The organism is Runella sp., from assembly GCF_027484545.1.
GTDB lineage: Bacteria > Bacteroidota > Bacteroidia > Cytophagales > Spirosomataceae > Runella.
In genome coordinates, this window is record NZ_JAIXST010000030.1 from 1 (window position 1) to 15,809 (window position 15,809).

At 36.1% G+C, this 15,809-nt stretch carries 16 protein-coding genes and 2 pseudogenes; 9 read left to right on the forward strand and 9 right to left on the reverse strand.

What is annotated here, in order from left to right; translation table 11 throughout:
• Window positions 1-305 precede the first annotated feature (305 nt).
• A complete protein-coding gene (locus Q0081_RS02625; RefSeq protein ID WP_298348911.1) occupies window positions 306-491 on the forward strand; it encodes a hypothetical protein in 186 nt (61 codons plus the stop codon).
• Window positions 492-686: 195 nt separating this feature from the next.
• Here Q0081_RS02625 and Q0081_RS02630 read toward each other — a convergent pair whose 3' ends face one another.
• The 5 genes from Q0081_RS02630 to Q0081_RS02650 all read right to left on the reverse strand — a co-directional run bounded on the left by Q0081_RS02630 (window position 687) and on the right by Q0081_RS02650 (window position 7,019).
• A complete protein-coding gene (locus tag Q0081_RS02630; protein ID WP_298348914.1) occupies window positions 687-1,892 on the reverse strand; it encodes a lipopolysaccharide biosynthesis protein in 1,206 nt (401 codons plus the stop codon).
• Window positions 1,893-2,069: 177 nt separating this feature from the next.
• Window positions 2,070-3,557, reverse strand: a complete 1,488-nt coding sequence (locus tag Q0081_RS02635; RefSeq protein WP_298348916.1) for a hypothetical protein — start codon at window positions 3,555-3,557, stop codon at window positions 2,070-2,072.
• A gap of 16 nt (window positions 3,558-3,573) precedes the next feature.
• On the reverse strand, window positions 3,574-4,305 hold the full coding sequence (locus Q0081_RS02640; protein WP_298348918.1) for a class I SAM-dependent methyltransferase: 732 nt from the start codon (window positions 4,303-4,305) through the stop codon (window positions 3,574-3,576).
• 1 nt (window position 4,306) lies between these two features.
• Window positions 4,307-5,482 carry a glycosyltransferase family 4 protein gene (locus tag Q0081_RS02645; protein ID WP_298348920.1) on the reverse strand — a complete coding sequence of 392 codons (1,176 nt, stop codon included), beginning with the start codon at window positions 5,480-5,482 and terminating at the stop codon, window positions 4,307-4,309.
• A 37-nt stretch (window positions 5,483-5,519) separates the two neighbouring features.
• Complete coding sequence (locus Q0081_RS02650; protein WP_298348923.1) at window positions 5,520-7,019, reverse strand: capsule assembly Wzi family protein; 1,500 nt, start codon at window positions 7,017-7,019, stop codon at window positions 5,520-5,522.
• A gap of 239 nt (window positions 7,020-7,258) precedes the next feature.
• Between Q0081_RS02650 and Q0081_RS02655 the strand changes: the two genes are divergently transcribed.
• From Q0081_RS02655 to Q0081_RS02665, 4 genes and pseudogenes are all read left to right on the forward strand, one after another.
• Complete coding sequence (locus tag Q0081_RS02655) at window positions 7,259-7,393, forward strand: hypothetical protein (protein ID WP_298348926.1); 135 nt, start codon at window positions 7,259-7,261, stop codon at window positions 7,391-7,393.
• 10 nt (window positions 7,394-7,403) lie between these two features.
• Complete coding sequence (locus Q0081_RS31785; RefSeq protein WP_409034040.1) at window positions 7,404-7,601, forward strand: transposase; 198 nt, start codon at window positions 7,404-7,406, stop codon at window positions 7,599-7,601.
• Between the two features lie 145 nt (window positions 7,602-7,746).
• Window positions 7,747-7,992 (forward strand): annotated as a pseudogene (locus Q0081_RS02660) (transposase); the annotation flags it as partial.
• 469 nt (window positions 7,993-8,461) lie between these two features.
• The gene (locus Q0081_RS02665) at window positions 8,462-8,956 is read left to right on the forward strand and encodes a transposase (protein ID WP_298348947.1); all 495 of its coding nucleotides are present in this window, start codon (window positions 8,462-8,464) and stop codon (window positions 8,954-8,956) included.
• A 239-nt stretch (window positions 8,957-9,195) separates the two neighbouring features.
• On the opposite strand, the gene Q0081_RS02670 is transcribed toward Q0081_RS02665, so the two are convergent.
• Both Q0081_RS02670 and Q0081_RS02675 read right to left on the reverse strand, forming a co-directional pair.
• Window positions 9,196-10,215, reverse strand: coding sequence for a glycosyltransferase (locus Q0081_RS02670; RefSeq protein WP_298348928.1), 1,020 nt, complete (start codon window positions 10,213-10,215; stop codon window positions 9,196-9,198).
• Between the two features lie 147 nt (window positions 10,216-10,362).
• Complete coding sequence (locus tag Q0081_RS02675; protein ID WP_298348930.1) at window positions 10,363-10,716, reverse strand: hypothetical protein; 354 nt, start codon at window positions 10,714-10,716, stop codon at window positions 10,363-10,365.
• A gap of 218 nt (window positions 10,717-10,934) precedes the next feature.
• Here Q0081_RS02675 and Q0081_RS31790 point away from each other — a divergent pair.
• A pseudogene (locus tag Q0081_RS31790) lies at window positions 10,935-11,054 on the forward strand (transposase); the annotation flags it as partial.
• Between the two features lie 112 nt (window positions 11,055-11,166).
• Entirely contained in the window at window positions 11,167-11,400 is a 234-nt protein-coding gene (locus Q0081_RS02680) for a transposase (RefSeq protein WP_298348934.1), read from the forward strand.
• Window positions 11,401-12,049: 649 nt separating this feature from the next.
• On the opposite strand, the gene Q0081_RS31795 is transcribed toward Q0081_RS02680, so the two are convergent.
• Entirely contained in the window at window positions 12,050-12,247 is a 198-nt protein-coding gene (locus Q0081_RS31795) for a transposase (protein WP_409034041.1), read from the reverse strand.
• A gap of 595 nt (window positions 12,248-12,842) precedes the next feature.
• Here Q0081_RS31795 and Q0081_RS02690 point away from each other — a divergent pair.
• Both Q0081_RS02690 and Q0081_RS02695 read left to right on the forward strand, forming a co-directional pair.
• Window positions 12,843-13,787, forward strand: coding sequence for a ParA family protein (locus Q0081_RS02690; RefSeq protein WP_298348940.1), 945 nt, complete (start codon window positions 12,843-12,845; stop codon window positions 13,785-13,787).
• Window positions 13,788-13,799: 12 nt separating this feature from the next.
• Entirely contained in the window at window positions 13,800-14,780 is a 981-nt protein-coding gene (locus Q0081_RS02695) for a hypothetical protein (RefSeq protein WP_298348942.1), read from the forward strand.
• 634 nt (window positions 14,781-15,414) lie between these two features.
• Here the strand turns inward: Q0081_RS02695 and Q0081_RS02700 are convergent.
• Window positions 15,415-15,600 (reverse strand): hypothetical protein, encoded by a 186-nt coding sequence (locus Q0081_RS02700; protein WP_298348944.1) that lies wholly within the window; start codon window positions 15,598-15,600, stop codon window positions 15,415-15,417.
• Window positions 15,601-15,809: the final 209 nt, after the last annotated feature.

Here is a 15,809-nt window from a genome sequence, read left to right on the forward strand (position 1 = left end):
TACAAGGGGGACAACAGGTCTTAAATCTCAGAACAAAGTTCCTAAGTAATCAGTGGAATCAGGTTACAAAAAAGGTCAGAATAGCAGCTTGAAATAAATCTGCACTTTTTCGTACACCCCATGTTTTTTGTAACGCCCATCTGATCAGAGAATTACAAACACTCATAGAAACGGGCTCTCAATGGGCAAGTCAGATGCAAAATTTACTTTTTGAACTCTATAATGAAAGCCAAAAAGGTACTTCTGTTGTTGAAAATAAGCCCATTTGGACAGAAAAATATCAAGCTATTTGCCTTTAAGCTGAAATGGAAGAGCCCCCTGCAATAAAAAGTAAACGGGGCAAACCCAAAAACTCAAAAGGTCGAAATTCAGTAAACCGATTGGTAAAATACCAGAACGGTGCACTCGCTTTTGCCTTTAACCAAGCCATTCCTTTTACAAATAATCAAGCGGGGCCGCCCGTGCGGCGGAAAGAGACATTAGATGCTTGAAAACAAAGCAAAAGCGGGGCCGCCCGTGCGGTTGCTACTTCTTTTCGAACATTTTATGGAGCTGAAAACTATGCAAGGATTCAATCTTTCGTTTCAACCCTCAGAAAACATGAAATGAATGTTTTTCAAAACGTAATCAACATTTTCAACAAGCAACCCATTGGTTTTAAGAATGCCTTAGTTTTTACAAAAAGCTTAAGTTATTTTTAAATTATTCCCTCCCTTAACTATACGTAATGCAGTAAGAAATGAAATAACTAATAAAATACTGTCAGCAATTAAGAGTATGGTTACTACATTTAGTAGCCCTCCATTAACGGTAAAAAAAATGCCAATCATAGTAAAAAACGATAGAATGGCAGAGAATATCCCAACTACTTTGTTCTCATTTGTCGCGTTCAAAACTGTGTAAGCACAACTTCCTAACGTATTAACCAGACCTAATACCAACATATAGGTAAATAATGGCTGCTCAAGATTGATTTTACCTTTTGTCCAATAAAACATAATATAATCTCCTACTGAATAGTAGAATATAGTAAAGGCAATAGTAAATAAAAAAGTGTAACTTAACATTACTTTATATAAACGTTGAGCGCGTTTGTACTGATTTTGAGCAATCGTGACGGTAAACTCAGGTGAAAATGAGGAGTAAAATGCCCCAACAAAAGCTTTGATGGAGTTAATTAGGGTTCTTATGGTGCTAAATGTAACTAAAGTAGAAGCACCTAAGTGCGTACCAATCAAAAAAGTAGTGCCTTGAAGTACTAAGCCTTGCCCCATTGTTATAATCATATAGTATATAGAAGTTGGTAGTAGAGGTAAAACAACTCGCATATCAAATGAAAAGCCAAATCTGAACCATAGGTACTTACTTTGAAGATCAACAATAATAAAACTACATAAAAGCAAACGAATAATAAATGATGATATTGAAATACTAAGAATATTTGCTTTAAAATATAAATTTATTAATAATGAAATTATATCAGCTACTTGAAGAATTGTTACAAAATTTATAAATTTATCATAGCGGCCTTCGGATCTATAAATTCCTAAGGCTGCCCCGAAAAAAAAACCAGCAAAAACTGAAATAATAAGAAAAAACAGGGTTATTTCTATTGTCTGTTCACTAAAAAGTTTAATATTCAGTATTTCCCTCCAATCAAAAACATAACTACTAATAATGAACAATAGGCTGAATATGAAAGTAAATACAAGTGAAGCCATATTAGTACTTCTAAATAAATCTAATGCTTCGTTGTGCTTTTTCTTAGCTACTAATAAACAAATTTGATTAGTAGCAGTAAAGTTTATTCCAAAATCACTTGCAGATAGATGATTAGGAAGAGTACAAAGTAGGAGCCATTCTCCGTAAAACTCTTTACCCCATAGATTCATAAAGATAGGGATTAGAATAATCTGACTCAATGTTGAGATGACCCTATTAAGCACTGTTGAAGAAAAATTTCGTACCCAAGGAAGGTATTTACTACTATTGTAATTCATTGTTTCATATTCAACTGATTTGCTTAGTAAGCAGTCACTTATATTTTTGTTTTGTAAATGGTATCTTATTTACGACCTAATTTGCTTTATTGCTGCACTAAATAACTGTTTATTCATTAAAATCAAAATGTCTATAACTGAAACTACAACTAATATTCGAATAAAACCAAATACGTCGCCATACGTATCTTCATAGCTATTTAATAATAAATTGACCATTTGAGTTAAGTACAGAACACTTACGATTGATGACGTATGGGTAACTAAAATTAAAAAACAAACATAACATAAAATAAAAAATAAAATAGAATAAACAATAACTCCATAATAACCATAGTCGATAAGACCTTGCAAAACAATACTATCCCCTGCGTCATCATAATCAAATTGAGAGCCGTATCTGTGTGAATAAAGTTCCTCATTTACAAAAATTGATTCTTTATTGAAAAAAAAATTACTAGGTGTTGCATTTTTAATGGTATTAATTATTCCTTCTCCTTCAAGAAGAAATATGTCCTGATTTTCAATCAAATAGCAAAATCGGGATATTGGTGTGTGAGTAGAAAAAGGCCTTGTTACACCATAATGCTGATTGTCATCAGACATAAGAGCATTATCAAGCAATTCAGGGTTTTCTAAAATATAATCCAATTTAAAATATTCTTGCTCATTAATAATGTTGTTAAGGCCGATTGTACGTAAACGCTGAAAAATTGAAGCTGAAAAAGCAAATAATGCAACATATATAAAAAAAAATAAAATACTTTTTCGAGTAATCTTGAGGTGTTCAAAACAATAAAAAGTTATAGAAAAAAGATAAATCCCCAAGAACATAGATCGTTTATTTAATAGGAACAACCAAGGTATCTGCAAAACTAATATCAAAAGCCATAATAACTTTTTTGGGGATTTGAACTTTATATATATTCCTGACAAAAAAGGGATAACATAAAAACAAGGAAATAAAATAGATAGGGTTGGGTCTATACCACCTTCTATAGCACTTTTACTAATACCTCCTAAAGATATTTTACCAGTTAAAATAAAATATACTTGAAATCCAGATAGTAGCAAACAAAGATTTATAAAAAAACTCTCCTTTTTTAATAAATCTTTAAAAAGTTTTTTGTAAAATGAATCAAAAAAAATGTTTAACTTCTTGCCTATTACAATCAGAAACATCCCAAATATATTCAGTAATAATTGGGATGTTAAAATACTTTTATTATCAAAACCTTCTTGAGATAACCATTGATTCCAGTCTACAACAACCAATTCAATATTGAAGTAAAGTAACAAAGGAGCTAATCCTAAGTATATGGAATAGACCCATCCTCCCATAATAAAAGGATTATTTCTAAATTGTGGTTTAGAAAAATATTTTGTGAAATCTATAAAAGTTAAAATTAACTGGGAAATAGAAACAGTTAAAATACTGTAAATAGACTGCGGATTTATATATAATAAAAAAAAAGGTATACCAATATAAACCAAAAAAATAGTAAAATTTGATTGGAAAGAATTAAAGTAGGTGAATGGCCGATTGATAGTAAACATTTGTTAAATAAAAATATTATTTTGAAGCAATTACAGTCATATTCTGTGATAGTACAAAATGTAAAGTGCCTGTCTCGGCTATCAATAATAAACGAAAAAAGAGGGTTAGAACTTCCCATAGTATTCTTCTAACCAAGCTTTTCAATCCATGAATTGATGGTTTATCTTCATGACAGGCGATTTGTGAAAAACCAATGGTTGATAAAAGTTGATGTATAGATTGGGGGGTAAATGCAAGCTCATGAGTTAAATCTCCATAACGAATTCTCATTCCAAAAATACCTTCTGCATTAGGAATATGAATTAATATTTTTCCACCCTTATTTAATTTACTGTACAGTTTATCTAATAGATTAAAAATTTCTTCATGTGTAAGATGTTCTAATAGGTCTATTAACAAAAATATATCAATATTTTCAAAACTTTCAGAAAGAAACTGTTCAATACTTTTATGCTCTATATTACTAATCCCAAGTTTATGGCCAAGGTCAATTTGTTCTTTAGAAATGTCAAAACCATACAAATTAACGAAATTGTATTTTTGCAAAAAATAGATAAATGTTCCATGGCCACAACCAATATCCACTATTTTTTTTTGCTTATCTTCGTTTTTAAAATATCTATTAATTACTCCTTGTATATACGTTCTACTTGGGGCAAATAGTAATTCGGGATTTAATGTTTCTTTTTTTCCTACTTGCCCACTTGATACATAGGAATCATAAAGTCGTTTTTTGTAATTTTCCATTTCAATTATGTGTTTTATGATTAGCGATTTTACTCAAAGAATTAGCTATTACTTCATAAGAATATTTTCTAACAACTTGTTGGGATTGACATTGTTCTTTATTGTCGCAAAATTTAGTCTTGATTATCTTTATTGATTGAGCTAATTCTGCGATATTTCCTGATTGATATACAATGCCATTATAAGGTGTTACTAAATCATCTGCGCCACCAACTGTATGAGACAGTATAATAGGCAAATTAGAACACATAGCTTCATTTGTAGAAAGTCCCCAAGTCTCACCTTCTGAACCTGAACACATTAAATAAATATCTGCTATTAAATAATAATTGACAATTTGAGTCTGATTTATAAAACCCATAATTTTAATATTCTCCAATTTGTGCTTATTAACATAGCTTTCAATCTCAAATCTCTTCTCGCCTTCTCCAACAAATACAAGTTCTATACTCTTATCATTCAGTAAGTGAAATGCCTTTACTAAATCTATTGTTCTTTTTTTAGGGACTAATTTTCCAACGCATAGCAAAACAGTCTTATCTAAGGGGATTCCCATTTGTTCTCTAAAATCATTTTTTCGTGATTTGTTATTTTCGTAAAAATTGATAAATCTTTCATTATCAACACTGTAAGGCATTGATATAAGTTTCCGGTCGGGAACTTTGTAATATCTATAAAATTTTTTCGATTGCTCACCTATATATAAGAATAAATCAAAAAAATAAAACATAGAAGTAAATATAAGTTTGCGCAAAAAAAGCTTACCTTTCTTTTGCTCATGCATAAAAGTTGCTTCTGTTCTAAGGCATACGGTATGACCTAACAGTTTCCCTACGAATATAGCTAATATATTAGTGAAGTATTGCCAACCGTGAATCCAAATTATACTTTTTGGAGGAGCTTCATATATTTCTTTTATTATCCCGAAATTAACCAAGCCCCAAAAAGACATTTTTGGCTTTGGTGCATAATTTTTGAGAAATTTATAGTCATATCCTTCCAATAAAGGAATATCCCACTGAACGAGAACTCCAAACTCTTCATCATAAGATGGTTTTACCCCATGGTCTGAACAATATAAAACAGTAATATCAAAATCTTTTGCTAAAGATCTATACAAGGGTCCAAAATATTGTATGGGATGACTATTAATAATAATTATTTTTTGTGCTTTCATTTTCAAGCAAAGGTTAAGTATAGATTTAAGCAAAGATTTATTTAAATCTTTGCTTAAATCTAATTGTGATAGCTGAAGAATTAGACAGCCAGTTTCCTTGATCTTTAGCTACTATTACGGAAATTGTACTGCCTTTTAGTGTCTGAATTTTTCTAATATACTCAAAATATCCAGATAATTGATTGATAGGGCTGCCATATATGCCAGTTGTTACATTGTAGTCAATGTATAGAAAATTAGCTGAAAGCCTGATTTTAAACTGATTATTATTTTTAATAGCTCCTTGTAACCCCAAATAAAATGCCCGCACACTGCTATTATTAATTTGCCGATAAACGCCTTCCGCATAACTACCTTTTAAGTTGAACCATTCCAAACGAGTATCAGTTCTAAGTGATATAAAAGGGCTACCAATAGCATGCTGTTTGTATGTCCACCCATCCAAATATTGAGAATTATTGAAATAATCGTCACCACGATATATATCAGCTTTGCTATCATAACTAAGATTTTGGTCTAAAGTTGTAAGATATTCCGCAGTGATATGCTGGATATTTAACCAAGAAATTGCTTTCCTTTTTTTATTCATCCAACGAAGACCATATAATCCATCAGGGAAATTATGGGCAATACCAGCCTGATTTTCTACAGGACGTTGATAATAAAGCAACCAATCGCTATTATTTTTATTGTATTGCAACGCAATATCAATAGAACCTACGTGGTTTCCAACTCGATTCTCTGAATCATATAAACTTAGGTTGTTCCCACGCGGAGCATCTGTGGCAAAAACAACATATAAAAAATCCCTAAATGATTTAGGTAAATTTCCATTCGTGTCAGCAATTCCAGAACCAACATAAGGAGCATACCCCCCCCATTGAGCAAAATGAGTAATTCCAGCAAAAAATTTCAACTTATGTTTCGGTTTTCCCAAACGGAAAAAAGCAGTCTTTTGATGTAAATAGTAATCAAAGGTAAATTGCTGTTTGCCAAACCAGCCATGAGCAAAAGTACCTTGGACAGATACGAAGCCTTTAGTAAAGCCCAGTGGAAGAAAGCCGCGAGTGCCTATGTGAATTTTGGGCAGCGGTAAAGCCGTTCCTGACCAAGAATACGACCCTGAACTCAGTAGTGTATCTATTAGTCCTATAATCTCCTTACGGCGTCCAGCATAGATTTCTAACCCTCTATATTGAAAAGTAATAACAGCTTCTGGTAAAACTAAATGTCGTCCTTCATTCAAACTCATCATCATCTCTGTCCGGAAACTCCACTGGCACTTCTGGGGATCAAGACCTACCAAAGCTTCTCCAAAAAGCTTTGCGAATAGAAACGGTGTCTTTTGAGGTACTGAACCGAATTGATTAACTCGTAGCCAAAAAGGAGTCTCTGAAGCAGTTGCTATAGACCCTCCTATTTCTGACGATAAAGTTAAGGGTTCTCGTCCTAAACTATCGTCTTGAGCTAATATTGGCTGGACTCCAATTAACAATATTAGAAACAGGCACAACGAGCATGTAGTAGAATGAATCATTTTACAAAGTAATTAAATTAGGCCGAGGTATTCAAATTTGGAGGCATTCATTTAATTTGGATGTTAGGGATAAAAACAAAATAAGGTGTACGTTTTTAATTTAACGCGAACTTTTCAGGGCATTAGGTCAAAATTAAAGTTTTAATGGTTAATAGTTAGCATAGAGAGTGAAAGAACAGCATTTTGGATGGGGCTGTTCATGCGGTTACCAAGCTTCAAACACTAATCAATTTCTCCCCATGCTGACGGAAATATACTACGAAGTGGACGAGTTTAACCGCATCGGCGGTCCGAAAGAAACACTTGGGAAAAATTGCAGTTTATGCTGCAACCATAGATTGGTATTCCCAACGCCAATTGGGTTGGATGAGTAGGAGCGAAATTATGACTATCCTAAACGAGTACGCCAGCACAAAGTCTTTAAAGGACTGGCCGATTGGGTCGGACCGCCGATGCGGGAAAACTTCTACTGGATGGTTTTATGGAATAAAAATACATCTCATTATCAACCGCGTCGGCGGTCCGAAACTTAGGTGTAGTTATTCAAACTTGCTTTACAACGGGCAGCTCATCGGACACTAATATTTGCACCCTTTTTTATCTTCTCAAGGATCTTTCGGGATGGGTATTTGGCGATAAAGGCTATTTGATGAATTTGGACCGCCGATGCGGAGGCTAAATTAGGCTTTGTCGAATATGACAACACGATGATTTCTTTGCCAAACCACGCAATAACGCAAAGAAAAAGTCAGCAAAACAAACCCCTGTTGAAGCCCAAAAGATGGCTAAAAAAAGACCCATTATTGAAACCGTAATCGGTATCCAAAAGAATGTAATGGATTTTGAACACACAAGGCATCGAAAAGCTACGAATGCTTTTACGCATTCATTGGCGGCTATCTGTGCCTATTCTTTTTGCCAAAGAAAACCCAAAGCAATACTAATTCAAAACTATTATGTCGTATTTTTTTAGCGGCTAATGTAGATTTTAATGACATACCGCTCCATCCTATAAAAATACTGTAATCGTTACGTCAGTGCTATTCCATATATAGTTTAGGCGATAAAAAATAGAATGATTCAACAATTGCCAGCGAGTACAAAGTGAATGTACGAACAGTAGAACGTTTGCCTCAGCGATTTGTGGACGAAGGTTTGGCAGTTTGATTAAAGGGTAAACCACGCCCCAATACAGATAAGATTAAATTTGATGCTACGGTAGAAGCTCAATTGATAGCCTCACGTTGCAGTGAGCCACCCCAAGCTCGTAGCAGTTGGAGTTTACATCTTTTAGCGGATAAAATGTCGGACCGCCGATGCGGTAGAATTGCGATATGTAGAGTTACTAAGCCATGAAAGTGTACGTCAAATTCAAAAAAATGCCATAAATCCTTGGCAAGTTCTTGAGTGGGTAATTCCAACGCTGGGAGCAGAATTTGTATGTGCTATGGAGTCGGACCGCCGATGCGGACGTTTTAGGGGTTTATGCCAGAGCATGTGACGAAAACCACCCTGTGGCCTGTTATGATGAAGCACCCAAACAGTTAGTAAGTGAAGTACGTATGCCGTATATGGATGAAAAAGGAGTGAAATATGAGGATTCTGAATACCAGCGGGAGGGGGCAGCAGAAATTGTAATGATGGTTGAACCTTTGGGTAAGCGAAGAGAAACACGGGTACAAGACAACCACAAAGGAGATACTTGGGCTGAAAATAGGGCTTATATCGCAGAAGAAATGTACTCTAAGGCAACTAAAATTACTGTGTTCATGGACACTCTTAGCTCTCACCGAAAATACAATTTATACAATGTTTTTGAACCACAAAGAGCAAGGGCGATACTAAATAAGATTGAATTTGTTTATACCCCAAAACATGGCTCGTGCGGCTTAACATTGCAGAATGTGAACTCAGCGTTTTGTCAAGGCAAGCCTTAAAAGGGCGTTGCCCAACCAAGGAAGCACTCGAAAAACAAGTCAATCAGTGGGCAAATGACAGAAATAATACTCAAAAAGGTGTTGATTGGCAATTCAAAAACTCTGATGCAAGAATCAAACTCAAAAGACTCTACCCGACTATATTAAATTGAAAAACTAATTAGTATCTGATGCTTTTCTAATTGTTTTGATAAACTAAAAGCATGGAATTTTGTTGAACAGGATACAATAACCATGATTTAAATAGTGTTAATAATAGTGGCTGTTCTTTGTTGATAAGAGCAATCATATAGACAAGTTTTTTGATAGCCTGCCTGAGCTATCTGTTGACGTGAAGTTTCATTCTTTATATAGAACTTAATCTTATCAACAAACTCTTCCGAGTTAGAAAAGTACGCAGCTTCTTTATCAGGCAAAAATATAGATTGAGCTTCCTCACTTGCTTCATGAAGCATAAATCCTCCTGCTCCAGGAATTTCAAAAGTACGCATATTGGTGGAGTTTTTGTTCTGTAAACGTAGCAAATTTATGTTAATTCTTGATTGCCCAATTGTTTTTAAGAAGTTATTTCCATTTTGCGCACCATGAACATGAACATTAACATTGAAATTGCTTGTGTTCCATTTAGCCCCAAATATATCTATGTTGATGTCGGGAGCAGAACGAACCATCGCAGCAGCATATAATTTCAACTGAACTTTTCTCTCTTTGTCACCATTCCCAATGAATGATACATCGTATTTAAAACCTTCTGGTGAAACTATTGGATAAATAAGTCTCGAATCTTTGGCAAAAGGTAAATGAACAGCTTTTTTTGCCCCTGAATTTAAAATATTTTGCAATCCTGCTTCAGACCAAAAAAAAAAGGTGTCACAGAAAGGGATTATCTCCCTGCAACTATTAGGCGATACACGTTTATTGAATGGAGAGTCAGGATTGAAACATAAAATCTTGAGGTGTGTGAATTGAGATTTTATGTCCTTTATAGATTCTGCGTCTATAAAGCTGCCCTTCAGGATAAAAATGGCATCGAAGGATGATAAATTTGCTTGTTTTCTCAGTAAATTACCAGTTTGCTTTTGAAGAATAGATTTCACAAAAGATAACTTGCCACTCAATTTTTGGAAAAGAGCAGGATATGTAGGAGAAAGGAATAGTTCGGTTTTACAGCCGTTTGAAATAAAACCATCCACAAAACTTTTGTGGATGGCGGTGGGGTCCTGAGATTTTTCACTCACTACAAGTATCTTTTTCGCCATAATTAGTCAAGATAATTTATGTTGTTAGGATTCAATATCCTGAAATTGTAACACAAAGTTACATATTTTTTAAAAAAAACCTGTTTTTTGTATGCTGAAATAAGTTTCAAACGTTGGTGGGTAGCCAACCACCTCAGTTTTTCTCTTTTACAGAACCTTTGGCATCAACCCATTCGGTTCGACTGTCATTCCTATTCTATTTTCTGAATCATACGAACTTATGTTAGGAGTTTGAGGCTGGTTTTTAGCGATAAAGACATAGCCAAAATCATTCAAGGATTTTGGTAAAGCTCTCGTTGGGTCTGTTCCATTAAGTCTAACAAGCACAGGCGCGTATCCTCCCCATTGAGCATAGTGGGCGATACCGGCGTATAAGTTAAGCCTGGGTTGCGTTTTACTCAACCGAAAAAACATGATTTTTTGGTGTAAATAGTAATTGTCGGCCACTTCGCCTTTGCCAAACCATCCCTTTGCCAAAGTAGCCTGATATGCATAAAACAAATAAATTGGGTATTTGCATTATAGTAATCAGGATGCAAATATTTTATCCACTATTAGAGTATGTTTTGGATAAGATAAAATTAAGAATCTGTTGTATCTTGGAGTTACTAAGCTCCCAAGATTATGAAAGAATCGTTTCATGAGTTAACAGACTGTCAGTGGCAAATTATTGAAAAAATAATTAACGACCAGCGGCAACGCTGGCCTCCATACGAACTATGGTCAATGGTATTGTATCTATCAATCGCCCAGGGGCACAATGGCGTGAACTGGATAGTAAATACCCGCCTTGGCAAAGTGTATATTATCATTTTGGCCAGTTCAAAATACGAGGTATTTGGGAAGAGTTGCTCGGGAGTTTGGCCGTCAAAGAACGAGTTGGCCAGAAAAGAGAAGAGACGCCAAGTCGGTTAGCTATTGATAGTCATTCGATTAAAATTAGGCAATTCATTGAAGAGGAAACGGGTGTTGAGGGCAATACAACGTATCAACGGGCGCAAACGCAGCATAGCTGTAGATTGGTTAGGATTACCTTGGTCGTTGGCTGTGACAGCGGCCAATACCTCTGATAATGAGGCGGGGCACTTGGTGGTAGCTTGCCTGAAAGGCAAGCTACCACGTCTGAAAGTCATTGCTGCAGATCACGGTTACAAACCGGGCCGCTGGAGCGGTAAGTTTCGTTGAGTATGTGCAAGAGAAGGGATGGCAAGTCGAGATTGCACAAAAGCCGGAAAGTGCTCAGGGGTTTGTCCCCGAGAAAAACCGCTGGATGCTCGAACGCAGCTTTGGATGGCTTAATTTTCGGCCACATTGGTATCCAAAAGAATGTAATGAATCTTGAACACACAAGGCATCGAAAAGCTACGAATGCTTTTACGCATTCATTGGCGGCTATATGGGCCTATTCTTTTTACCAAAGAAAACCTAAAGTCAGTATATCAGCACCATTGGAATTGAGGCCCTATTGCCCCCCAATGGCTGCATAGATATTGAAAAATTCACGTTAAATGTAGATTCCCGCCTTTCTTCTCATAAAATAGTACCTTTACCACCCCCGTTTAGAATATTTCTAACAATTTTCTTTTAATTTTTTTGCCAAAATCATATCAATAAAGGCGATTTGAATAAAAGCAACCGAAGATTCCACGATTTTTTCATACTCTTTGCTCAAACGCCTAAAGAACGGGGTCGCCCGTGCGATTCAACCAGGCGAATGATCTCTCTACCTGCCAACGACCACCTTGGGGAATGAATCCCTTACTGCTTTCGGGCCGCGTCGGCAGTCCGATTTTGGGAGCCTCCCATCTTCCAATTGTACAAATCTACGTACTGCTCAAAATGCCTGGCCTGCACGAATTAATTGGAGCCTACCTGAGGCTTTTTCTAACTGCCAAAGTAGCTCAATTTCTTCTTTGCCATCGTGGACATTGGCGGCCGAAACATGAATAACTATTGGTAAGCCAAGTGTATCAACTGCCAAATGTCTTTTACGTCCGTTAATATATTTATTGCCGCACGGGCGGCCCCGCATCTATACCTGTTTCAAAACTGATGAATGAACCCTTCCTGATACTTTGCCTTATAGAAATGGCGGAAGGCTTAGGAAGTCTATTGTTTCTAATGCGTTGTTTTTCAATCAAATAGGATATTATTTTATATGCCCTCTTTCTTCCATTTTGAGAAATAGTACGGGGCTGGCCTACCAGTACACCGCCTTCCACGAAGGGTGTTTTTTATCCAGATTGCGCCCGCATCGGCGGTCCGAATTGGCAACCTGTTCTGTTGAGTTTAAAAATGGCATTCACAACCGCTCGTAGATCATGTTTTCGTTTACGACCATTATCAACGAATTTTTTTATAATTTCCCAATGCAAATTAATCAGTTCGGTAAACTGTACTCGATTAAATTTGAGCTTAACTACTACCATAACAACTTATCTTTTGACAACCACAAGTTATGACTCATTCCCGCTTTTTTACAATTTTAACATTTTAGCAATTTCCCCGACTTTAATTTTTAGACATATTCTATATATTGCATTTATTACTTGAATTCAGGAAATAATTTCGTCAAAAAATAGTGACAAATAAAATAGTTTGTCTTAATTTTATGACAAAAATGAGATATGCTTACACACGAAAAAGTAGTTTCTTTTTTAAAACAAAATCCGGCGCTGTCTCTGTCTGTTTTGGAAAAAGAAGCACAATTGCCCAGTAGTACTTTATCAAAATCCTTAACCGGCGACCGTCAACTGAATTCTAAACACTTGGCAGGTTTGTATCCAATTCTGGTCAAATACGGATTTAATGAATTTACCAATCCCCGAGCAAAAATAATTTCGGTCGTAAATCACAAAGGGGGCGTTGGTAAAACCACAACGACGCTTAATTTGGGAAAAGCGCTGTCGAAGTTAGGATACCGAGTGTTGTTGATTGATATGGATTCACAGGGGAATCTTTCCCAATCCTTGGGCCATGATAACCCCGAAAAGCAAGTGGTACAATCGCTGCTGAAAGGAGAACAACTGCCTATTTGCCACATAGCCGAGAATTATGATTTAGCTCCCAGCGATTTGGAACTCGCTTACGCTGATTTAGAATTGGTGCAGGCTGTGGGCGGAGTCAATCAACTCAAAAATGCAATTGCACCCATTCGCGGTCAGTACGATTATATTTTTATTGATTGCCCACCTGCTTTAAATATCTTCACCAACTCGGCCTTGGTAGCCTCTACCGGCTGTTTAGTGACCCTCCAACCCGAAGCGTCTGCCTTGAAAGGCGTCAATAACTTATTTGACCGAATTACTCAGGTAAGGGATAGAATCAACTACGAATTAGCAATAGAAGGCATTGTGTTGACGATGGTGGACTCCCGTCTTAAAGTCCACCGGGATATGATAGACTACATCAAAGGTTCTTTATCTAATTTTAAAATTTTTAGTACTATTATCCGACAAAACGTTGCTATCAAGGAATCTCAAATTGCGCAGCAGGATATTTTTGAATACGCAGCAGAGTCCAACGGGGCCCAGGATTATTTTAAATTAGCTACAGAACTTTCCAGTTACTAAAATAGATACCCAATGAAAAAATACCAAATAAATCTCGTAGAAAAAAAGATAATTAAAGATCAGGGCTTGTTGCAATTTGAAGAAATCAAAAAGCAGATTCTTATCTTACCCGAATTGCAGGAACTTATCCCGCCATTGCATACCGATGAACTCCAACAGCTGGAGCAAAATATTATTCGAGAGGGTTGTCGTGAGGCATTATTGGTTTGGCAAACTACGGAAGAAACGATTTATCCTGAAAAAAAAGACACCAATACGGTGTATGTTCTTATCGATGGACACAACCGTTACAGTATATGTATGAAGCACGGAATTGACTTCAAAATTCATTTGGTCGATTTTAAGAATTTATACGATGCGAGGCAATACATGGTTGATAATCAGTTAGGTAGAAGAAATTTAACGCCCGAACAAGTTTCTTATTTAAGGGGAATGAAGTACTTAACGGAGAAAAAAGAAAAAGGAAAATATGAGCGACTGGATCATAAAGGACAAAATGTCCTATATGGTAGCGAAACCAGCGAAATTAACCCAACGACAGAAGGAAATGAGCATAAGGAACAAACTATCCTTTACGGTACTGAGGTGGTTTCTACTTCCGAAAAATTGGGGAAACGTTTCAATGTAAGTGAGAAAACAATCAAGCGCGATGCGGAATTTGCATCGGGTTTGGAGAAGCTGGACTCAGCCCTGAAATTGGAAATTTTATCGGGACAAATAAAGGTAAGTAAAACCCTTATTCAGCAGGTTGGCAAAACAGATGTAACTGACTTACCGCTAACTACGGTTGATCAAATTGAACAGGCAGTCAAAGAGCCGATTGAGACTAAAAAAGTAATTGTCAAGCCGATAGAGGAAGTACTGGAAGTACAGAAGGAAGTACTGATTCGACAATTGGCAGAGTTAACCAAGGAACTCCAACAAACGGGCGCAGTGAGTATTTGCGATGAAATAATACTCTGTGCTTCAAAAATTAAGAAAATTAAAAAATAACGGTCGTAATCTTATAGCGGTGAATGAAGAGCTGAAAATTGAATTTCCATGGAAAAACTCAGTGAGGAAGGAAAGCATAATTGGGACTATTACAAAGCGCAGATTGATTTGGTTGAATTTGCACAAAAGGGGATGCCATCAATCCTAAAAAAACGTCATCGTTGTTTTTCTGAATCAAAATACCAGTTATTAAGGCTATTTCAATCCCGTAGATTTAAAAGACAAAGGTAGTATCTTGAATTTAATAGAAGCCAACAAAACTGGAGAAATGCACTGGGAACCTTAGATGGATCCTTAAATGAAACTCGAACTTTTTAGGAAATTAGGTCAAAAAAAAGGGTCTAAAGGCATAGAGAAAGAAAGAATTAATATTTTGGACGGGACCGCCCATGCGGTTGCCAACCTTCAAACACTAACTAATATCTCCCTATGCTGACGGAAATATACTACGAAGTGGGGCGAGTTTAACCGCATCGGCAGTCCGAAAACAACACTTGGAAAAAAATACAGTTTATGTCCCAACCATAGATTGGTACTCCAAACGCCGATTGGGTTGTATGAATATGAGCGAAATCATGACTATCCTTATCTATTACCGCAGCGGCTGACCGCCACTGTTCTCACCATAAAAACTTCAAGAGCTACTCTCTTTAGCGCAACCCGCAGTAAGTTTATGGAGGTCAAAAGCCGAAAGCGGCTTGCCAAACTTTTTCCAACTTTCCTGATTGACTTGGTTGCAGTAGTTCCAGACAAAATGGCACGAATAGCCCATTTTAACAAGTTTTTTGCCTGTCGTTTGGTCTTTTATTGGGTAGCGCAATGTTGTTAGAGTCACCCTGTAAATGCAGTTATTTTGTAGCTACAAAATAACTGTACATTTTCTTTTTAAATTTGCCCCATGGAAAAAAGACGGTACTGGATTAGTGAGTTATGTTAAGTATCTTTGTTGAATGGACATAGATTTTGAAAAATATAAAGGCTTACACTACTGTGACAATGCAAATTGTAAGTTTTACGAAAAAATAGGCA